This window comes from Sphingobacterium cavernae (assembly GCF_008520265.1).
GTDB classification, from domain to species: domain Bacteria; phylum Bacteroidota; class Bacteroidia; order Sphingobacteriales; family Sphingobacteriaceae; genus Sphingobacterium; species Sphingobacterium cavernae.
The window spans coordinates 244,565-264,563 of sequence record NZ_VIQM01000040.1 but is presented as its reverse complement, the minus strand read 5'-3'; the positions used below and the strand labels follow the sequence as shown (position 1 = coordinate 264,563).

The window sequence follows — 19,999 nt, the reverse complement described above, 5'->3', positions numbered from 1 at the left end:
TCCAGTCATAAATGTACAAAAAATACGAACTAATATACGACAGATACCAATGTTTTTATCGCTTTCGTTTCATTTCGAAATCGGAAATAATTAGGTTTGTAAAATGAGGAATACGATCATTGTTACGGTGTTGTTATTTATTGGGGTGATTGCGGCTTCTATCTATTACTTTCGTGATATTAACAAAGAGCAACATAATTCTTTAAAACCGCTAAAGTATCTTCCTGAAAGCACATTTCTGATTGCATCAATCAAAAATGACGAGATAACGGATAATATTTTTAAAGATTTTGACCTATTCGATGCATTGCTTGGCGAAAAAGAAATGCAATTGATTAAGAAATATAAAAATCAAATATTGCGCCATGAGGCATTGTATGAGTTTATCGAAAATCAAGATGTTTATATTTCATTTCATCCCGAGGCGAATTCGTTAAATCTGTTATTTACCGTTCCAACATCACATACTATTGAGGAAAGTGATTTAACAGCTTTAATGCAGACATACAGTCAATCTTTTAAAATTACCACCTCAGATACTTTAGGACAAAAAATTACGGCATTAAGCTTTGGAAATCCTGACTCGACATTGTATACGACATATTATCAACAGGTAATATTTGCCTCATACGCTAAAAGCACGTTAATTTCGGTACTGGATAAGAGTAAACCTAAGCTTTCGGAAAATCAAATTGATTATTTCATTTCAAATAATTCAAAAAATACACCTTTAAGTGTTTATTTCCCGCATCAGCAATATTCAAATATTATAAAACATTTTCAACAACGTGAAAAAGGGATTTTCTCTGATCAATTTGTAGGATTAGAAGGACAATCGGCGTGGAATATCAATTTCAAGCAAGATGCGCTGATGTTGACCGGAGAAAGTGAAGTTGAAAAATCTGCTAAAAATTATATCGCTCTATTTCGAAATCAAGCGAAGAAAACACAACGATTATACAATTATTTCCCTGCTAATACTTCTGTCTTTATGGAATATAGCGTCAGTAATTATTCAAAATTTAAAGCTGACTTAAAGGAATATTTTGAAGCTCGTGATGAAACTGAAAAACTAAAATCAACTTTGCAATCCTTAGCCGATAGCAGTTCATCCCTGAGCAAGCTACCTTCCGCATTGAATAATAGCTTCGCACTCGTTGAACAAACTAATCAAACACATATTGCATATGCAGGAATAAACGATACTTCAGCTTGGAAAGAAATTGCCAATCGAATATTGGAAGATGCAGGTGATGATATTTATCGTTTTAGAAATGGGAATATTTTATATGCACTTTATGGTGAACCATTCAAAAATATGTCTCGTCCTTATGTCTCACGAGTGGATGATGTGTTGGTAATTTCTAATTCAAGCAATGAATTAAGGAATTACCTAAATGACTTTCGGAGGAAAGACTTATTGACCGGAACGCTGGGTTTCAAAAATTTTGAAAAACTGCAAGGAAACGATGCCAATGTGACTTTATTTGTGCACAACAAAAATGCTTTTTCGAAAATATTGAATTCATTACCTCGTCATTACCAAGCAAACTTTAGGGATAAAGAAAACTTTGGTTTTCAAGATTTCTATTCTTGGTCAGTTCAGTTATCCGGAAATAATGGCAATTTTTCTTCTCAAATCTATGCCTTATATAAAAGCAAGAATGCTCTTGGAAGTACGCCAGATTGGACTTACCAATTAGAAGACAGAGCGATCACTGCTCCCCATGTTTTCGAACAATCCGATACGAGCCAGATGATTTTGATCCAAGAATTAGATCATACACTTCATGCGATACATCCATCTGGAAATAAACTTTGGTCTACTGTAATATCTGGACGCATCGTCGGTGAAATGCAGCAAATGTCCGATCGCAGCATAGTATTTGTCACAGACCGTAACAGGTTGTATCGAATTGATACTTCTGGAAAAACATTAAAAGGATTTTCAGCAGGAATTCCAGAAGACCCAATTGCAGAACCGCTGATCTCCAAATGGAATGATAAAAACATTTTTTTGATTACATCCAAAAATTCTATTTATGCATTTGATTTGGAAGGAAACAGACTTTCAGATTGGAAAGATGAGAGTTTCGATGGGACAATATTAGGTGCTGTACAACAAGCAGGAACCAACTATGTCGTTGGTACTTCCTATGGTCGCGTATATTTTTTAAATAATAATGGGTCATTACAAAAAGAGATTGATATTCCGGGAGATGTAGTATTCAAGACACAAATCGGCGTAGTAGATATTGGAAACAATTCATACGAAATCTTAGCTTTTGATAATAATTCAACGTTGTATAGAATTAATTCAGACAAAATTTTATCTGAAATAAAAATCGAACAACATGTAGATAAATATTTCGGTGCATTTAAAAATATCAGTGGATCATCAGCTCATAAATTTACATTGATTGCGCGAAACAAACTCAGCGCCTATGAAACAAATTCGTATAAGCCAATGTTCGAATTCCATTTTACTAAAGATATAGAGGATAAACCCCAATTTTTCAAAACACCGACTTCTAACGAATATCAAATAGGTATAGCTTCGAAAGCTACCAATTTGCTGTATCTTTTTGGAAATACTGGAACACTGATGGATGGATTTCCTGTTGAAGGTCAACCGCTATTCTATTATGGCAAGATAAATTACAACAGTGATACATATCTTTTGTGTATGCGCAGAGACAAGAAATTGTATGCTTTTAAGCATCAAAAATAATTTTACGTAGAGACGAATTATTTGTACGTTTGTATTCTTAATAAAGATATGTTACAAGGAGAAGAGAATTTATATTTACTGACCAAACCTAGCCGAATTACAATTACGACGCACCATAAACCTGATGGTGATGCATTAGGTTCTTCATTAGGCCTATATCATTGGTTGAAAAAGAACAATCACGATGTTTCGGTGGTCGTTTCTTCGGATTTCCCATCATTTTTGGATTGGATGCCAGGTCGTCAGGATGTAATTATTTATCCAGAGAAACCGGAGCTTGCTAAAGAATTAATTGATAATGCAGAGATCATATTCTGTCTTGATTACAGTGCTTTGTCTCGCACCAATATTTTAGAGCCTATTATATCAAACGCGAAAGGACAGAAATGGATGATTGATCACCATTTGGACCCCGAAGATTTCGCGCAATTGACATATTGGGATTCTAATGCTGCCGCAACAGCACAATTAATTTATACATTCATAGCCGAGGTATGCCAATCAGCTTCGCAAGTAGATGCGGATATAGCCACCTGTCTTTATGCAGGTATCATGACCGATACAGGGTCATTCCGTTTCCGATCGACGACCGCAGCAGTTCATCATATTATTGCGAGTTTAATTGACGCTGGAGCAAGAAACTGGGAAATTCACGAACAAATTTACAACAGTGCTACAGAACGTAGATTAAAGTTTTTGGGCTACTGTTTGTTAAACTGTTTAGAAGTCATTCCAGAATACAATACAGCTCTTTTTGCTATTTCGAAAGAAGATCTAGCGCAATTTGATGTAACTACTGGAGACACAGAAGGTTTAGTGAATTATGCATTATCTATAAAAGGAATTCGACTAGCTGCATTAATAGTTGACAGAACCGAATTAATTAAACTATCTTTGCGTTCGATTGGTGAAATCCCTTGTAATGAGATATGTAAAAAATATTTCAATGGGGGTGGACATTTAAATGCTTCTGGGGGTAGCTCTTCTGAAGACTTATCGTCCGTTGTAAACAAATTTAAATCAATATTACCTGAATATTCAGAATTATTAATAAAGTAAATAAGTATTAATCAATAAAATGAAAAAATCAATTTTTGTATTAGCTGCTGCAGTAGGTTTGTTCGCTACTTCATGCCAAAATTTTAAAAAAGGAGACGGCGGTCTTGAGTATAAAATCGTAAAAGACGAAGCTGCTGTTAAAGCTGCAGATGGCGACCACTTATTTGTGGATATGATCGTTAAATCGGATAGAAATGACTCTTTAATTCAAAGTACATATGACTTAGGTTTACCTCAATATGTAAACATTGTATCGGACACAATCCCTGGTAACTACAAAGGCAGTTATTCATCAATGTTCAAATATTTAGGTGAAGGTGATAGTGCAGTATTCCGTCTTAACTTAGATACAATGGCGGCTAAATCAGGTCAACCAAAACTTCCTATTGGTGACAAATTCTTAACGTTTACTATTAAAGTTAGAAAGCATTTCAAAAAAGCTGAATTGCCTGATTCAATCGCACACGTAGAATTAGACAAATATTACAAAGAATTAATCGCTAATTTAGAAAAAGCGGAAGCTGGTAAACTTGAAAGTTACGTTAAAGACAACAAATTAGAACCTAAGAAAACAGCTACTGATTTACAATATGTAATCACTGAAGAAGGAAAAGGTGCAAAACCAGCTATCGGTGACACAGTAAAAGTAAATTATGTAGGTAAATTAACACATGGTAAAGTATTTGATACTTCTATTAAAGAAGAAGCAGATAAAGCAAAACTTCCTGTTAATCCAATGCGTACATTTGAGCCTATCAAATTTGCTTTAGGTGTGGATCCTGTTATCCCTGCTTGGACTGAAGGTCTTCAATTATTAAACAAAGGTGGTAAAGCGACATTGATTATTCCTTCAAAATTAGCTTATGGATCTAACGGTGCACCTCAAGGTGGTATCCCTCCATTTGCTCCTCTTGTTTTTGAAGTTGAATTAGTTGATGTAATCAAAGGTACTGCTCCTAAAGCGGATTCTGCTGCAACAACAGCTCCAGCTCCTGTTAACTAGAAAAATTATATATAATATATCATGTGATATATTATAATTATCAAAATAAAAACACGGTTTTGTTATCAAAATCGTGTTTTTTCTTTTTAAAACAAATTCTATTTTAACAATTTATTACTTTTACAGCTTTATTTAGCCATGACAATACCAAATCAAATTCTTACAGATACACATACTCACGCCTATTATCATATCGGAACAGATAAAATGCAAGAGCAAATCGAAAGATGTATCGGAAATAATATTCAGCGATTATTTCTTCCAAATGTAGATACAGAATCTATTGTGCAAGTTATGGAAACTGTACAAACATACCCGAATATGTGTTTTCCTATGCTTGGCTTACATCCTTGTAGTGTAAAAGAAAATTACAAAGAGGAACTTTCAACAATAGAAAAAGCTATCGAAAATCAAAAGATTTACGCTATTGGAGAAATTGGTATTGATTTGTATTGGGATAAAAGTACATTGACCTGGCAACAAGATGCTTTTCGAACGCAGATAAATTGGGCTAAATCATTAGGTTTACCAATTGACATCCATTGTCGTGAAGCATTTGATGAGATTTTTGAGGTATTGGAAGACATGAATGACGACAAATTATTTGGAATTTTTCACTGCTTTACAGGAACACTAGAACAAGCGCAGCGGGCTATAAATCTTGATTTTAAGTTGGGAATTGGCGGTGTCGTGACGTTTAAAAAAGCAGGTTTAGATCTTGTTGTGAAAGACATTGATTTGCAACATATCGTTTTAGAAACCGATTCACCTTATTTAGCTCCTTCTCCATTTAGAGGTAAAGAAAATGAGAGTTCTTATTTAATTCATGTTGCGCAAAAAGTTGCAGATATACACGAAATAAGCATAGACGAAGTAGCCAGAATAACAACACAAAATTCTAAAGACATTTTTGGTATTTAGCAATGAAAATATTCATCATATACACAGGCGGCACAATCGGTATGGTTCAAGATGAATCAGGTACTTTTGTGCCTTTTGATTTTGAATTAATCAAAAACAACCTTCCAGATTTGAGCCGGTTGGACTATCAATTAACAGTTCATTCGTTCAATCCTATTATTGATTCGTCGAATATGACACCAGAGATTTGGATTGAAATGGCACAAATCATCAAAGACAATTATGATGAATATGACGGATTTGTAATTTTACATGGTTCGGATACTATGGCATTTTCGGCATCGATTTTAAGCTTTTTGTTAGAAGGTCTTCAAAAACCAGTGATTTTCTCTGGCTCGCAATTACCTATTGGTGAAATACGTACCGATGCCCGCGAAAATATGATGACAGCACTTGAAATTGCCAGTGCCAAACATAATGGAAAATCTATTGTGCAGGAAGTGTGCATTCTTTTTGACAATAAATTATTCCGTGGCAACCGATCTTTCAAATACAACTCCGCAAAATTTGAAGCTTTCAGATCTCCAAACTACCCTGTTTTGGTAGAAGCTGGCATACATTTAAAATACAATTTTGAAGCGTTGATGAATAATTCGGACAAAGAGTTTATTTGTCATAATCAAGTCGATAACAAAGTTGCAGTACTCAAACTTTTCCCTGGAATCAGTGCCTCTACTATAAAATCTATTTTGGATGCTGATGTGCGCTCCATCGTGATGGAAACATTCGGTTCGGGAAATACAACAACCGAAAAATGGTTTCTGGATTTATTAAGTGATGCAATCAAATCAGGAAAAAACATTCTGAACATATCCCAATGTAGCGTAGGATCTGTTGAACTTGGTCGTTATGAAACTAGCCAAGGTCTTAAGGCAATTGGAGTACTCAATGGATACGACATGACTTTTGAAGCTGCTGTGACCAAACTTATGTACTTGCAAGGCGAATTAGCTGATCAAGATGCTGTAGCCTATTGGATAGAAAAAGATATTCGAGGTGAGTTAACTATTAATGACTAGCAGAAAAAAGCGCCACAATTTAAAGTTGTGGCGCTTTGGTTTACTATCCGAAATTACCTTTAATGTAATTTGAGGTCATTTCTTCTTTAGGATTGTTGAATATATCGTAGGTATTTCCTTCTTCTTTCACCTCACCCAAATATAAAAACACTGTTTTATCGGCTATACGTTGTGCTTGCTGCATATTATGCGTCACAATTACAATCGTATATTTTTCTTTCAAGTGTGTTATTAAATCTTCAATCTTAAGTGTGCTCACCGGATCCAATGCCGAACATGGCTCATCCATTAAAATCACTTCTGGACGCAATGCCACTGCTCTTGCGATACAAAGACGTTGCTGCTGACCACCTGAAAGACGTGTAGCTGGCATTTTCAAATCATTTTTCACTTCTTCCCAAAGAAAAGCTTCACGCAATGCTTTTTCGATTACATCTTTTCCGTGTGGTAGATTATTTATTTTCAACCCGTAAGCAATATTTTCATAAATACTTTTTGGGAATGGATTCGCCTTTTGAAATACCATACCAATTCGCTTTCTTATTTCCGTAACCGGAATAGAACGATCGTACAAGTCTTGGTTTTCCAGCTTTAATGTCCCTGTAATTTTTGCATCAGGAGACAAATCGTGCATTCTATTGAAACTACGTAATAGCGTACTTTTACCACAGCCAGAAGGGCCAATCAATGCCGTAATTTCATGCTCATTAAATGATACATTGATGTTTTTAAGTACTTCTTTTGCGCCGAAGCTAATATGTAAATTCTCAGCTGATAACTTAGTTTTCATTTTTTCTGTATTTATAACGAATATAAAATGCTGTCAAATTCAATAAGAAGACAACGATTATTAATACTAAAGCAGTACCATATGCAATTGGTCTTACTTCTTCGATAGATTGATGCTGTGTAGAAAGCATGTACAAATGGTATGGCAACGCCATAAACTCATTATCCACTGTCCCACCTATACCATTAATATAAAATGCCGCTCCTGTAAATAATATCGGCGCTGTCTCCCCTGCCGCACGAGATAATGTCAAAACAACCCCTGTTAAAATCCCTGGCATTGCCGATGGCAATACAACATCTTTTATTGTTTCTAATTTTGTAGCACCAACCGCTAATGCAGCCTCACGGGTACTTGCAGGAATACGCATCAATGCTTCTTCCGTCGTTGTGATGATGTACGGTAATGACAATAATCCCAATGTAAGACCAGCGGACAACATAGAAGTACCTAACTGTAATGCCTGTACAAACAAAGCTAATCCGAATAAACCATAGATAATTGAAGGTACTCCAGATAGATTACGGATAGCGGCACGAATTGTTTTGGTCAACCAATTATCCTCAGCATATTCATTCAAGTATATAGCACAACAAACACCAAAAGGAATAGAGAATAAAGCCGTCAATAAGGTCAATAAAACCGTACCTAATATTGGGGTTAAAATTCCTCCCTTTGTCATTCCTTCTCTAGGAACTTCACTGATGAAAGACCATGAAAGAGATCCTGCTCCTTGAGAAATAATCTCCCAAAGGATAAGCACTAAAAAGAAACAGACTAATCCTGTGGTTATTAATAATGTTCCCCATTCAATGATGGAAGTGAACTGAAATCTTTTACGCTGCATGATACTTTCTAAATCTATTAATGAAAAACTCGCCCACCAAATTCGCAACTAGCGTCATAAAGAACAATACAGTAGCAATAGCATACAATGAAAAATAATGCGTAGTCTTGTAAGGAACCTCTCCCATCTCAATAGCAATCGTTGCTGTCATTGTTTTTACCGAATCAAACATACCTTCTGGCAATAATGAAGCGTTACCTGTTGCCATCAAAACCGTCATTGTTTCACCAATAGCACGACCGACTCCCAACATGATTGCCGCAATAATGCCTGGTGCAGCAGCTGGTATGGTTACACGACATAGCGTCTGCCATTTGGTGGCACCTACGCCGTAGCTGGCTTCTTTATATGTTTTTGGAACAGCATGGATAGCGTCTTCTGCAACCGTAATAATAGTTGGTAACGCCATTACAGCTAATAAAATAGCACCATTTAAGGCATTCAAACCATTTGGTAAATTCGCTAAATCCGCAATACCTGGACTTACTAAAACAATTCCTAAGAAACCGATAACTACAGAAGGAATTGCAGCAAGCATCTCAATTGCTGGCTTTAAGAAGGTTTTCAATTTAGGACTGGCGTATTCCGATATAAATGCCGCAGTACCTATTCCTAACGGAATAGCGATAAGCATGGCACCAAAAGTTACCAATGTCGTACTCAAAATTAGAGGCAACATACCATATTGAGGCAACTTTCCTGTAGGATTCCATTCTAATCCAGTGATAAAATCAAGAGGCTTGACATCTAAGAAGAAGGAAAATGAATTATAAATCAATATGGCCAAAATCCCCCCCAATGCTGCCAATACGAGCAAACCTGTGATTTTGAAGATATACTTAAAGACGATATCTAAAGATAAACGAGCTTGATATTTCATATTTAATTTTCTTTGATGTAATATCCGTGATCGCGGATTATTTCTTTACCTATTTTACCTAATTCGAAATCGATAAAAGGCTTTACCTTGTGCCACGATGATGCAAGAATGAATTGGTAAAGTGGACGCTGGAAGTAATACAAATTATTATTGATAGCGTATGGATCTACAGGAGAATACGCTGTATCTTGTGCTGTCATTTTAATCTTTAAAACTTTAACACCCTGTTTGTTTTCCGAATCAGGAGACAAATAACCCGCTCCCACGTAACCAATACCTGACTTATCAGCCTTCACACCTTCAATAATCTGTGCATTACCTGTCATCTCCTTTGCATTAGGGGCAAATTCAATTTTCAGTTTCTTTTTCATGAAAGAATACGTTCCAGAACTACTTTGTCTACCGTATATATTTATTGGCATGTTTACTTTAGACAATTCATTCCAATCTTCAATTGTTCCATCCAACACCTTCCCCAAAGTCTCCAAATCAATTTCCTCTAATGGCAAATCTTTATGAATAATCACCGCAGTTGCATCTTCTGCAAATACTACCGTTTTAAGCTCAATATTTTTACTTTTGAATTGTTCAACTTCTTCCTCGGATAATGGTCTAGAAGAATTAGCAATATCAGCCTGACCGTTTAACAGGGATGTTATACCTAAGCCAGACCCACCACCAGAGATAGCAATACTAAATTCAGGATCGATTTCAGTAAATTTCTCAGCCAAATTTACAGCTAAGTTGACTTCCGTATCGGAGCCTTTCATCTTGATAGAGTGACTCTTATCCGTACAGCCAGCTAAAATCAGGATTGCTAATAAAGTCCCGAATGTGATATAATATGTCGTGATTTTATTCATCGGTACAAAATTGCAGCGTACGTATAAATAAACCATTAATCTAATATTAACATAATGTTAATGACACACGCAAACTGTAATATTTTTGCCAGCAGACAACAACATTAAAAGGTAAAACACTGACAGAAAGAACCTTACTCAGACAACACTAAGTTAATAAATCTTTAATATAATATTACCAAGAACAAGAAAGGGAATAAACAATGTACGTTTATTCCCTAACTAGTTAATTTAATTATACAGACTAAAAACTAACTTCATTTTCGCCATCCCAAGTTTCGTTTTTCGTGATTTGAAAGGCAACATTCTTAGATGCACCTTCTAATAATTCACCTCTGAATACCAATTGTATATTATTTTTCATGGCACTACTGATTTCAAAACTTCGTAAAACGTCTGATTCTCCGAATACAGTGATATAATATTTAATAGGATTGCCTTCGGCAATAATTCCCATAAATTGATTAAAAACAATCTGTTTATTTGATTGAAAATCTTCTTCTATCATGAAACCAGATTGATCAAGAATCGGATTCAGTATATCCGTAGTAAATGGACTATAGAAAAATGGCTCGTGGACCTGGGTCACAACAATTGATTTCACTGTAGATAAATCAATATCTGTAAATTCCACTTTAACTTGACTATACATACGCTGTAGTACAATATTTATGGACATGTTTCCTGTAACCTCCAACACACCAGAATACCCATATATCTCAGCATCCTTGTTAGAAAAATTATTTGAAATGTACACATCAGAAGCCTTAACAATATCAGGCGCTACAATCAATTCTTCATCGGAACTATTCAATACAAAGAAAATGTCGTATTCACCCATTGGCAATTGAAGTTGAACATTCAAATTGCTAATATCATCAGTATAGCCCTTGAAAATCATCCTGTTAGTCTTATGAAATAAGTAGTAATAAAATTGATTAACTGCAAAACCTTCATTAGAAGTTGGTGCTATACCTACCAAATGTAAATTGTCGATTCTCAACATTCCCGTAGATTCATTATACGCACTACCACCTGTCCGATCTCCTGCTTTCGGACTAATACGTATCCAAAGCTCCTCACCAGATAGCTCTAATTCTTCCAAATTATAAGTAAAAGAATTTTTTCCATTAGCAGCGAGATTGCCAAACTGATTAACCATAGAAAGTTCGTGGTAGTTATCACCTTCATCAAAGCTATAGTACATTTCAAAATCCTTAGGTCCCATGGCAGATCCAGTCATATCAAATCCTAATCTACTAATAGAAAGAACATCCTTGATAGGAAGTTTAATAAGTATTTGTTTAGGACCTGCAAAATTTGAAGCTCTTCCAGCTGGATAATTTTCAAAAGCAATTCCTGCACCCCAAGTAATGGATTTATCATCGTTATAAGTGATAGAAGGATTAGCTGATTTTGAATACTTGATATCGGGTGTCAACGTTTCATTGTTAAAACTCCAAAAATAAATATAGCCTTCGCTATAATTTGCGGGAATTTGTGATGAAGCATACAAATTCTGCTTCGATGACGCACTTTTCAAATAGCTGGAGGAGCTTTTGAAATTTGTGAATGTAAAATTAACTGGAAAGACTAATTCATTTTCTTCATCAACGTAAGAATCCTTTTTACATGAAATAGCTAAAATAAAGATGATTAAAAATGAAAGTCTATACCTCAAGTGAAATAGACTTTTCATAAAAATGTTATTTTAAATTAATATGTGATAAATAGTTAGTTACTACCATTAAATCTACATAATTAATTTAAAATAACAAAATTTAATTTTATAGAATTTTATTTTCAATAATCTGGTTTACGCGAACATTTACTGATTCACCTTTCTTACCGTAAACTTTATAATCGACGACTTTATTATTCTTCCAAACGACGTCTATAGTCTTATTTCCACGTACACGAAGTCCTTTTACATTACCTTCAGACCATGCTTGAGGCAAGGCTGGTAAAAGATGTATAAATCCATCATGACTTTGTACCAGCATCTCCGCTATACCAGCTGATCCGCCAAAATTACCATCAATCTGAAATGGTGGATGAGCACAAAATAAATTCGGGTATGTTCCAGCCGAAACTTTGCCTTGCTCGTTAATAGCAGGCTTTAGCAATTGACGCAGAATTTCCAACGCATGATCGCCATCGTGCAATCTCGCCCAAAACAATATTTTCCACGCTCTGGACCAACCAGTTCCGCCATCTCCACGAACTTCTAATGTTTTCTTAGCCGCATCAGCCCATTCGGGAGTCGTAATTGGGGAAATGAATGGCGCTGGATATAGTCCGTACAAATGAGATACGTGACGATGCGTAGGTTCCACTTCCTCATAATCTTCCATCCATTCCATCACTCTACCTGATTTACTCACTACTACTGCTGGGGGAATATGTTGCAAGTCTGTCCTCAGAACTCGCGTGAAAGAATCATTAATTTGTAAGATCGAATCCGCTGCAATCACATTCTGATACAACTCACGAACAATTTGATTGTCAATTGTTGGCCCCATCACTACAGATGCAACCTTGCCATTTGGCATTCGAAATCGATTCTCAGGTGATACAGATGGAGAAGTAACGAACTGTCTTGTTTTTGGATCAAATACATTTGTATGTTTATAAAATTGAGCAGCTCCTTTCAAAATAGGAAATACTTCTTTTAAATATTCTTTATCTTCAGTAAACATATAATGTTCCCATAGATGGTTACATAGCCATCCTGATGCTGTGCTTGCGCCCCAAGAAGCTTGTTCACCTGGTGCAGTATATCCCCAAATATTAGTCATCATATAGACAACCCATCCTGGCGAATTATAATATGCCTTTGCAGTTTTATGCCCCTCTCCTGCTATTCGTTTGATCAACTGAATAAATGGCTTATGGTATTCTGAGAGGTTATTCACTTCTACTCCCCAATGATTCATTTGTGCATTCACATTCAAATGATAATCTCCATTCCAGGGTGTTTGAATCTCATGCGCCCACAAGCCCTGCAAATTTGGAGGTAGTGCTTTGTCTGAATTACGTGCTGTACTTGAAATCGTCAAATAACGTCCAAATTGATAATACAATACAGCTAAACCATTATCTTGTGCAGGATCTGTATAGAAATTACTTAACCTTTTATCAGTAGGAATGGTATGCTTCGGATTTTCATCAGGAATTGATAATTTCACACGATCAAATACTTCTTTGTATGCGCGAATATGTGCATTTTTCAGCTTATTGTAATCCAATTTATTTGCCAACATTGTATTGACTGCATTTGTAGGATCATGTTCGTAATAATCTGTTGAGGCGGTATAATAAACGACAATTTCATCTGCATCTTTCACAATGATTTGATTATCGTGGTTAGTCACTTTTCCACCTTTATTGACTACTAAAAATTTCGTGGCATAGCGCAATCCATCTCCACCATATCCATTTGGTAGATTACCCTCAACTAAGATCGTATTTCCATTTACAACATGTGACTTTACATTTTCATCACGGTAAAAATGAAGCGCAATACTGAGTGCTTTTTTCTTATTGGACGAAAATTTCATTGCACCAATATTTTTATCTTGTGAAACAAAATACTCACGCGAAAAACTTGTATCGCTCATGCTGTACTGTGCACTAGCGATACCTGTACTCAAATCCAATTCTCTTTTGTAACCTGCACCTTTGTTCGCATTTAAAAAATTAACGTTAAGGTACCCTAGATTTTGAAAACAGCCATAAGGAACTTTTGCCCCATTACCGTATCCTGACCCTGCGCCTATACATACATAATTGGCATTGACCAATTTTTCTGCTTCGTCATTTTTACCTTGAATTAATAACTCTTGAATGGTGCTTACTTGTTTGTAAGCGTTATAATTATTGGCGTCTTGGTAACTTCCAGACCACATAGAGATTTCATTCAAGACAATATTTTCTTCTTGAATCCCTCCGTTTGGCATCATACCAATCCAGCCGTTTCCTAATGGCAAGGTTTCCTCCCACCTCTTAGCAGGCTTATCGTACCACATTTTCAATTCTTGTGCGTGGACTTTAACTTGCATTAATAAAAGTAAAATAACAAATAGCGTTTTCATCGGTAGATAGGTAGTTATTATTTATAAAATGAAAAATTACGATACGTAAATCCAGAAGTCATATTCGTTGCGACAAATTTAAGATACTTCGAACTGATTGGTTTATCAAATACAACAACTTGCTCTATAGGATTAGATAAAACATTGGAGAATTCCCCTGTTCTGATTTTTACCCAATTCTTCGCATCTTGACTTTCATAAATTTCATAACGTTGGACTATTCCTTCTTTTTTACCATCTTGTCGTGGCATATACCCCAATGAAGAAATTTGACCTTGCAATTCAAAAATTAATTCTTCTGAATAAACACTAATAAGCACTTCATCCGATTTTATATTATCAGAAATAACTTTGAATTCTGATTTTTCTTTTTGATCTGCCGCATCGATTATATCATAACTAAAATCCTCATCGTACTCTTTGAATAATGCAAAATCACTTAATGTTGGCGCAACAGGTGCATAAAGTTTAACTTTCAATTTGGATGCCTTGGCTGGCTCAGACAACTTAATCAGTCTATTTGCACCAATACTCGTTGCTGAAGCTAATTTTTCCCATTTACCATTCTTCCAAGTATCAACAACTACTGAATCTAGACGTTGACCTAATTTTATATTTTCTCGGATACGGATAAGATCAAATTCCTTTTCCCCATCCAACGTAATTTCAAGTTCAGGGTTTAGCACATTATCCTTTGGCGCATAATAACTGTATCTATCGCCATCAAAGATATTTGCTAAAGCAAACTCAGCACTCTTACCACGCAATTGTTTCGAAGTAGCTTTTGCGCCAGTCGCTAAATTAGTCGCAAACGTCTTATCAAGTTTTTCTCCAAAATATTTTAATGATTTCACATCATTGGGATGCAAAATTCCTTCTGGCATAGGTGCCAATCCCAAATTCATATTTGCACCGCGTCCTACAGATTTCAAATAAATTTCAAATAACTGGTTTGGTGTTTTTACTTTGCTATCTTGGTTTTTGTGATAGAACCAACCTGGTCTTTGAGGAACATCACATTCTGCTGGAATCCAATATTTACCATTGCGGTCACCCGATGGTAAATTAGAAGGGTCTGTACTTGAACCAGGCATAGGCTTTTGACCGTCTTTTCCTTTAGGCGTAATGGTAGCCCAAGAAGTTTCTGCTGCAAATCCATGCTCATTACCTACCCAACGCATATCTGGGCCAACATCTGAAAAAATGGAAGCCATCGGTTGCAAGCGTCTGATGATAGGCCAGGTTTTTTCTTCCCATTCGTAATATGTTGCCGAATTTATCGTACGTTTTTCATTTCGACCGCCGTAATATCCATCACCACCATTTGCGCCATCGTGCCAAGAAGTGAATAATTCCCCATAGTTGGTCATTAATTCTGTCAATTGCGCTCTGTATGCATCGGTATATGCTGCTGTGCCATACCGGGTATCATTTCGATCCCAGGCAGAAAGATAAGTTCCGAATGCCATCCCATTGCTATGCGAAGCCTCCATAAAATCTTTCACCATATCGCCTTTACCATCTTTCCACGGCGAGCTAGCGATACTGTATGTGGTAGTTTTTGTAGGCCATAAGCAAAATCCATCATGGTGTTTGGCTACACTTATTAATCCTTTAAACCCAGCTGATGCTGCGGCTTTAGCGATCTGATTGGCATCAAAATTTGAAGGATTAAAAATTTTGGGATCAGCATCACCAAACCCCCATTCCTTATCTTGAAATGTTGTCGGCGTAAAATGTATGAGGCAATACGTTTCCATCTCATGCCATTTGAGTTGACGTTCTGATGGTAATGCACCATATGGCTTTGGTGCTTGCTGTGCACTTAATTGCAAAACAAACAAACTATTTGCTAAAATAAAAGGAAGAGTCTTCATGGCTTATAAATTGTTTGTGCTTAATTCAACGAATTAAACATATTAATACTTTACTAAAATACAATGCTATGGCAAATAATTGATACACTAATTTATCACTGAAATAAACTATATTACCCTAAAAAATTAAGTTTATAAGCCTCGAAAGATAATATTATTTAAATAGTCATTAAAAAACCAGTAAGACAGCGATTTAACAGTATCAAAAAAATAGTTTATTAATTTATAAAAAAAACTTAAAAAAACACGACTATTTTGATAGATTTTCAAACAACAAATAGTTAACTTTACGGCTGTTATGAAAAAAGATCAATCCAGAATAATACGTGAGCAAGTGCCACGTTCGGCTACTCGCGAGCATTCTGTACCCTTATATTTAACTTCAAGTTTCATTTTTGAAAGTGCAGAGCAAGGTAGAGCCATCTTTGCCGAAGAAGAAGAAGGCATGGTATATTCGCGCTACGCTAACCCCAATACCACTGAATTTATTAATCGTGTATGCACACTGGAAAATGCGGAAGCTGGATTGGCATTCTCATCAGGTATGGCAGCAGTATTTGCGTCATTCGCTGCATTTATTGAATCAGGCGATCACATAGTGTCCAGTCGTGCAATTTTCGGTTCTACGCATCAATTGCTGACACAGCAATTTCCAAAATGGGGTGTATCATTCACTTATGTTAATTCTGCAAATCTGGAAGAATGGGAAAAAGCTATTCAGCCAAACACAAAAATCGTTTTCTTGGAATCACCTTCGAATCCAGGATTGGAACTATACGACCTGGAAAAATTAGGTAATTTGAAAAAGAAACATCCAAATGTGATTTTCTCCATCGATAATTGCTTTGCAACACCATATTTGCAAAAGCCTTTGCACTATGGATTTGACTTATCCATTCATTCGGCTACGAAATATATGGACGGGCAAGGTCGTGTATTGGGCGGAATAATTGTAGGTTCACAAGAATTGATTAATAAGTTGATGTTTTTCATTCGTCATACAGGTCCATCGATGTCTCCATTTAATGCATGGATATTATCCAAAAGCTTGGAAACTTTAGGCTTACGTATGGATAGACATTGTTCGAATGCTTTGGCTTTAGCTCAAGCTTTGGAACAGCATTCGGAAATAGAAGATGTGAAATATCCGTTCTTGCCATCCCATCCGCAATATGAATTAGCTAAGAAACAGATGAAAGCTGGTGGCGGTATTGTGACTTTCGAGGTAAAAGGAGGAAAAGATCGCGCATTCCGTTTCATTGATGAATTAGCTATGATACGCTATACCTCCAACTTAGGTGATTCAAGAACTATCGCTACACATCCTGCTACGACGACACACGCTAAACTTTCGGAAGAAGAACGAATTAACTTGGGTATCCGACCTGGAAGTATACGTTTATCTGTTGGTTTGGAAGATCAAGAAGACATCATCGGTGATATCTTGCAAGCGCTCGAGAAGACGAAATAAGCATAAAAAAACTCCGATGAAAATCGGAGTTTTTTTATGCTTATTAATTTGCTTGTTTCGTAAAATTTAAAACCAAATGTCCAGTAGTTCCGTTATCCAAAGGAACTGGCATTTTCATGGTTAATGTCTGACCATCTGCAAACATTAAACCCAAACGATAACCTGTTGTTACATTCGCTGCTTTATCACCAGCATACAATTTTTTAAATTGAAATTCTGGTTCTCCACCATCTTTAGGATTAAAAATTGACCAAATAATAGTTCTGACAGCTCCATTTGCACATAATGTGCCCGCTGAATTGAAAGTAATACTTCCTTTATAATTTCCTGTAGGAAGATTCCATACACTACCAATAAAACAATCTACTGGAGCTTCGTCAAAAATATTTTTGATCGTATACGACTGTGGAATATCTTGACGTGTCACTGAACTTAACACCCAAGTGCCTTTTACGCCATTGCGCCACTGCGATGCAGATGGTCCTGAAGATGATACAGCGCTTGATGTAGAGTTAGTATTTGTTCCAGCATCTTTGCGTTGTGCACCGCAACTTGACAATAAAGCTATCGCTGTAAAAATGGATAGCATCGAAAGAATATGTTTACGCATAATTATTTTGTTTATTTTCATTTTGAACGTTAGTACACAAATATAAAATAATCGTATACCAAATAGGCCATGTCATCCAAAAATCATACCATAAGTAATTTTATATTTCGAAAGAATCAATGTTGTAGAGATTGTTTACTTTTGCAAGCAATGTACCTTATCATATGACTCAACAGAAAATACTCAAGATAGCAAAAAATATCTTCAAAGTACTGGTTACGGTTATTGCATTATATTGGCTATCCAGAAATTTAAAGTTCCATGAATTTAAGGATTCCATTATAAATGCCAACTTCTTCTACTTGTTCCTAGCGTTCTTAAGCTATATTACCTCGCAGTTAGTTGCATCTTCTCGATTAAACAGTTTTTTTAAAACTATACATCTCAAACTTTCGGAGAAGTATAACATCAAATTATATTGGCTGGGACTTTTGTACAATTTCTTTCTACCTGGCGGAGTTGGGGGTGATGCTTACAAGGTTTATTTCTTAAAGAAAAAATATAATATACCTACGAAAAAACTCCTGAGTGCTGTGTTTTTTGATCGATTGAGTGGATTATGGGCTGTGGCTATATTTTGTTGTGCTTTTGTGGTATTTATGCCTCGTTTCGCTATTCCAAACTATATCACTGTAGCAGTGGCAATCATGGGAAGTGCAGCTTATTTGTATATATTATTTCTATTTTTTAGACCATTTGCAAAAAGATTTTTGCAGACACATATCAAAGCTATGGGCGTACAAGGATTTCAAATCCTTTCTGTTATCTTGATTTTATTAGCATTAAATCACGAAGACAAATTTTCGCCGCATCTATTGATCTTTTTAATTTCATCCATCACCGCCATCATTCCATCTATTGGAGGTGCCTTAGGTGTTCGTGACACCTCTTCGATAGCACTAGCCACATACTTAGGCGTGAGCGGCCAATTGGCAGGAACTATAAGTTTGATTTTTTACTTTATATCTTTAATTACCTCACTACCCGGCTTATATATTATTTTCAGACCATCAGGATTAGGTGAAAATAAATTACCATCCGCAAAAGAAGTAGAAAAAGAAATTATTGACAACGAAAAAACTGAAGAAATTTAATCATGGCAAATATTATTATTACAGGAGCGAGCAGTGGAATTGGTTTCGAAACAGTCCTAGATTTGACGTCAAACAAAGAAAATAATGTAATAGCTTTGGCACGATCTGCTGACAAATTGCGTCGATTGCACGAAATATCTTCGGACTTAAATTTTGATGGCGGAAAGTTGTACCCAGCACAATTTGACATTGTTTATGATAATTATGCTGACTCTCTAGTTCCATTCATTAAATCTAAATTTGACAAAGTTGATATTTTGATTAATAATGCTGGTGCACTGATAAATAAGCCGTTCTTGGAAACTTCAACAGAAGACTTCGCACAAATGCTCCAATCCAATTTATTAGGACACATCAATATGATTAAACATATTACACCTTTGATGACAGAAGGAGGGCATATCGTGAATATCAGCAGTATGGGAGGTTTTCAGGGGTCATCGAAATTTGCTGGCTTAAGTGCTTACTCGGCAAGTAAAGGTGCTTTGGCAATCTTAACAGAATCCCTAGCTGAAGAATTTAAAGACAAGAATATAAAGGTAAATTGTTTGGCATTAGGATCATCCCAGACAGAAATGTTTGAAGCTGCTTTTCCAGGTTTGGAAGCAGGAACTTTGGCTTTCGAAATGGGTCGTTATGTAGCTGAATTTGCCCAAAATGGGAGCAAATTCTACAACGGTAAAATACTACCTGTATCGAATACGACACCTTAAAAAAGATTCGCCAATCATTACTTTGAT

16 protein-coding genes are annotated in these 19,999 nt (G+C 35.9%); 8 read left to right on the top strand and 8 right to left on the bottom strand.

Features of this window, described 5'->3' with window-relative positions; genetic code table 11:
* Nucleotides 1–103: 103 nt before the first annotated feature.
* From FLS47_RS08685 to FLS47_RS08665, 5 genes are all read left to right on the top strand, one after another.
* Nucleotides 104–2,731: an outer membrane protein assembly factor BamB family protein gene (locus FLS47_RS08685; protein ID WP_149913974.1), complete on the top strand. Its 2,628-nt coding sequence runs from the start codon at nucleotides 104–106 to the stop codon at nucleotides 2,729–2,731.
* Between the two features lie 48 nt (nucleotides 2,732–2,779).
* Nucleotides 2,780–3,790 carry a DHH family phosphoesterase gene (locus FLS47_RS08680; protein WP_149913973.1) on the top strand — a complete coding sequence of 337 codons (1,011 nt, stop codon included), beginning with the start codon at nucleotides 2,780–2,782 and terminating at the stop codon, nucleotides 3,788–3,790.
* 19 nt (nucleotides 3,791–3,809) lie between these two features.
* Nucleotides 3,810–4,793 (top strand): FKBP-type peptidyl-prolyl cis-trans isomerase, encoded by a 984-nt coding sequence (locus FLS47_RS08675; RefSeq protein ID WP_149913972.1) that lies wholly within the window; start codon nucleotides 3,810–3,812, stop codon nucleotides 4,791–4,793.
* 138 nt (nucleotides 4,794–4,931) lie between these two features.
* Nucleotides 4,932–5,714: a TatD family hydrolase gene (locus FLS47_RS08670; RefSeq protein WP_149913971.1), complete on the top strand. Its 783-nt coding sequence runs from the start codon at nucleotides 4,932–4,934 to the stop codon at nucleotides 5,712–5,714.
* Nucleotides 5,715–5,716: 2 nt separating this feature from the next.
* Entirely contained in the window at nucleotides 5,717–6,733 is a 1,017-nt protein-coding gene (locus tag FLS47_RS08665) for an asparaginase (RefSeq protein ID WP_149913970.1), read from the top strand.
* A 43-nt stretch (nucleotides 6,734–6,776) separates the two neighbouring features.
* On the opposite strand, the gene pstB is transcribed toward FLS47_RS08665, so the two are convergent.
* The 7 genes from pstB to FLS47_RS08630 all read right to left on the bottom strand — a co-directional run bounded on the left by pstB (nucleotide 6,777) and on the right by FLS47_RS08630 (nucleotide 16,084).
* Complete coding sequence (gene pstB, locus FLS47_RS08660; protein ID WP_149913969.1) at nucleotides 6,777–7,523, bottom strand: phosphate ABC transporter ATP-binding protein PstB; 747 nt, start codon at nucleotides 7,521–7,523, stop codon at nucleotides 6,777–6,779.
* A complete protein-coding gene (pstA, locus tag FLS47_RS08655; protein ID WP_149913968.1) occupies nucleotides 7,513–8,370 on the bottom strand; it encodes a phosphate ABC transporter permease PstA in 858 nt (285 codons plus the stop codon). Before pstA ends, pstB begins: the two co-directional genes overlap by 11 nt.
* A complete protein-coding gene (gene pstC / locus FLS47_RS08650) occupies nucleotides 8,360–9,250 on the bottom strand; it encodes a phosphate ABC transporter permease subunit PstC (RefSeq protein ID WP_149913967.1) in 891 nt (296 codons plus the stop codon). The genes pstA and pstC overlap by 11 nt, the downstream gene beginning before the upstream one ends.
* A 2-nt stretch (nucleotides 9,251–9,252) precedes the next feature.
* Nucleotides 9,253–10,113 carry a substrate-binding domain-containing protein gene (locus FLS47_RS08645; RefSeq protein WP_149913966.1) on the bottom strand — a complete coding sequence of 287 codons (861 nt, stop codon included), beginning with the start codon at nucleotides 10,111–10,113 and terminating at the stop codon, nucleotides 9,253–9,255.
* A gap of 244 nt (nucleotides 10,114–10,357) precedes the next feature.
* Nucleotides 10,358–11,812 (bottom strand): hypothetical protein, encoded by a 1,455-nt coding sequence (locus FLS47_RS08640; protein ID WP_149913965.1) that lies wholly within the window; start codon nucleotides 11,810–11,812, stop codon nucleotides 10,358–10,360.
* An 88-nt stretch (nucleotides 11,813–11,900) separates the two neighbouring features.
* Nucleotides 11,901–14,207: a glycoside hydrolase family 95 protein gene (locus FLS47_RS08635; protein WP_149913964.1), complete on the bottom strand. Its 2,307-nt coding sequence runs from the start codon at nucleotides 14,205–14,207 to the stop codon at nucleotides 11,901–11,903.
* A 17-nt stretch (nucleotides 14,208–14,224) separates the two neighbouring features.
* Nucleotides 14,225–16,084: an alpha-L-fucosidase gene (locus tag FLS47_RS08630; RefSeq protein ID WP_149913963.1), complete on the bottom strand. Its 1,860-nt coding sequence runs from the start codon at nucleotides 16,082–16,084 to the stop codon at nucleotides 14,225–14,227.
* 298 nt (nucleotides 16,085–16,382) lie between these two features.
* On the opposite strand from FLS47_RS08630, the gene FLS47_RS08625 reads away from it, so the two are divergent.
* Entirely contained in the window at nucleotides 16,383–17,555 is a 1,173-nt protein-coding gene (locus tag FLS47_RS08625) for a trans-sulfuration enzyme family protein (RefSeq protein WP_149913962.1), read from the top strand.
* A 43-nt stretch (nucleotides 17,556–17,598) separates the two neighbouring features.
* Here the strand turns inward: FLS47_RS08625 and FLS47_RS08620 are convergent, their stop codons facing one another.
* On the bottom strand, nucleotides 17,599–18,165 hold the full coding sequence (locus tag FLS47_RS08620) for a hypothetical protein (protein WP_149913961.1): 567 nt from the start codon (nucleotides 18,163–18,165) through the stop codon (nucleotides 17,599–17,601).
* Between the two features lie 164 nt (nucleotides 18,166–18,329).
* Between FLS47_RS08620 and FLS47_RS08615 the strand changes: the two genes are divergently transcribed.
* A complete protein-coding gene (locus tag FLS47_RS08615; protein WP_149913960.1) occupies nucleotides 18,330–19,259 on the top strand; it encodes a lysylphosphatidylglycerol synthase transmembrane domain-containing protein in 930 nt (309 codons plus the stop codon).
* A gap of 2 nt (nucleotides 19,260–19,261) precedes the next feature.
* Nucleotides 19,262–19,972 (top strand): SDR family NAD(P)-dependent oxidoreductase, encoded by a 711-nt coding sequence (locus tag FLS47_RS08610; protein WP_149913959.1) that lies wholly within the window; start codon nucleotides 19,262–19,264, stop codon nucleotides 19,970–19,972.
* Nucleotides 19,973–19,999 lie beyond the last annotated feature (27 nt).

Bases quoted from the DNA above. Each gene is read 5' to 3' on its own strand.
- FLS47_RS08665 (WP_149913970.1), top strand. From the start codon at position 5,717: ATGAAAATATTCATCATATACACAGGCGGCACAATCGGTATGGTTCAA.
- FLS47_RS08620 (WP_149913961.1), bottom strand. From the start codon at position 18,165: ATGCGTAAACATATTCTTTCGATGCTATCCATTTTTACAGCGATAGCT.
- pstC (WP_149913967.1), bottom strand. From the start codon at position 9,250: ATGAAATATCAAGCTCGTTTATCTTTAGATATCGTCTTTAAGTATATC.
- FLS47_RS08610 (WP_149913959.1), top strand. From the start codon at position 19,262: ATGGCAAATATTATTATTACAGGAGCGAGCAGTGGAATTGGTTTCGAA.
- FLS47_RS08625 (WP_149913962.1), top strand. From the start codon at position 16,383: ATGAAAAAAGATCAATCCAGAATAATACGTGAGCAAGTGCCACGTTCG.
- pstA (WP_149913968.1), bottom strand. From the start codon at position 8,370: ATGCAGCGTAAAAGATTTCAGTTCACTTCCATCATTGAATGGGGAACA.
- FLS47_RS08635 (WP_149913964.1), bottom strand. From the start codon at position 14,207: ATGAAAACGCTATTTGTTATTTTACTTTTATTAATGCAAGTTAAAGTC.
- FLS47_RS08630 (WP_149913963.1), bottom strand. From the start codon at position 16,084: ATGAAGACTCTTCCTTTTATTTTAGCAAATAGTTTGTTTGTTTTGCAA.
- FLS47_RS08685 (WP_149913974.1), top strand. From the start codon at position 104: ATGAGGAATACGATCATTGTTACGGTGTTGTTATTTATTGGGGTGATT.
- FLS47_RS08680 (WP_149913973.1), top strand. From the start codon at position 2,780: ATGTTACAAGGAGAAGAGAATTTATATTTACTGACCAAACCTAGCCGA.
- FLS47_RS08675 (WP_149913972.1), top strand. From the start codon at position 3,810: ATGAAAAAATCAATTTTTGTATTAGCTGCTGCAGTAGGTTTGTTCGCT.
- FLS47_RS08670 (WP_149913971.1), top strand. From the start codon at position 4,932: ATGACAATACCAAATCAAATTCTTACAGATACACATACTCACGCCTAT.
- FLS47_RS08615 (WP_149913960.1), top strand. From the start codon at position 18,330: ATGACTCAACAGAAAATACTCAAGATAGCAAAAAATATCTTCAAAGTA.
- FLS47_RS08640 (WP_149913965.1), bottom strand. From the start codon at position 11,812: ATGAAAAGTCTATTTCACTTGAGGTATAGACTTTCATTTTTAATCATC.
- pstB (WP_149913969.1), bottom strand. From the start codon at position 7,523: ATGAAAACTAAGTTATCAGCTGAGAATTTACATATTAGCTTCGGCGCA.
- FLS47_RS08645 (WP_149913966.1), bottom strand. From the start codon at position 10,113: ATGAATAAAATCACGACATATTATATCACATTCGGGACTTTATTAGCA.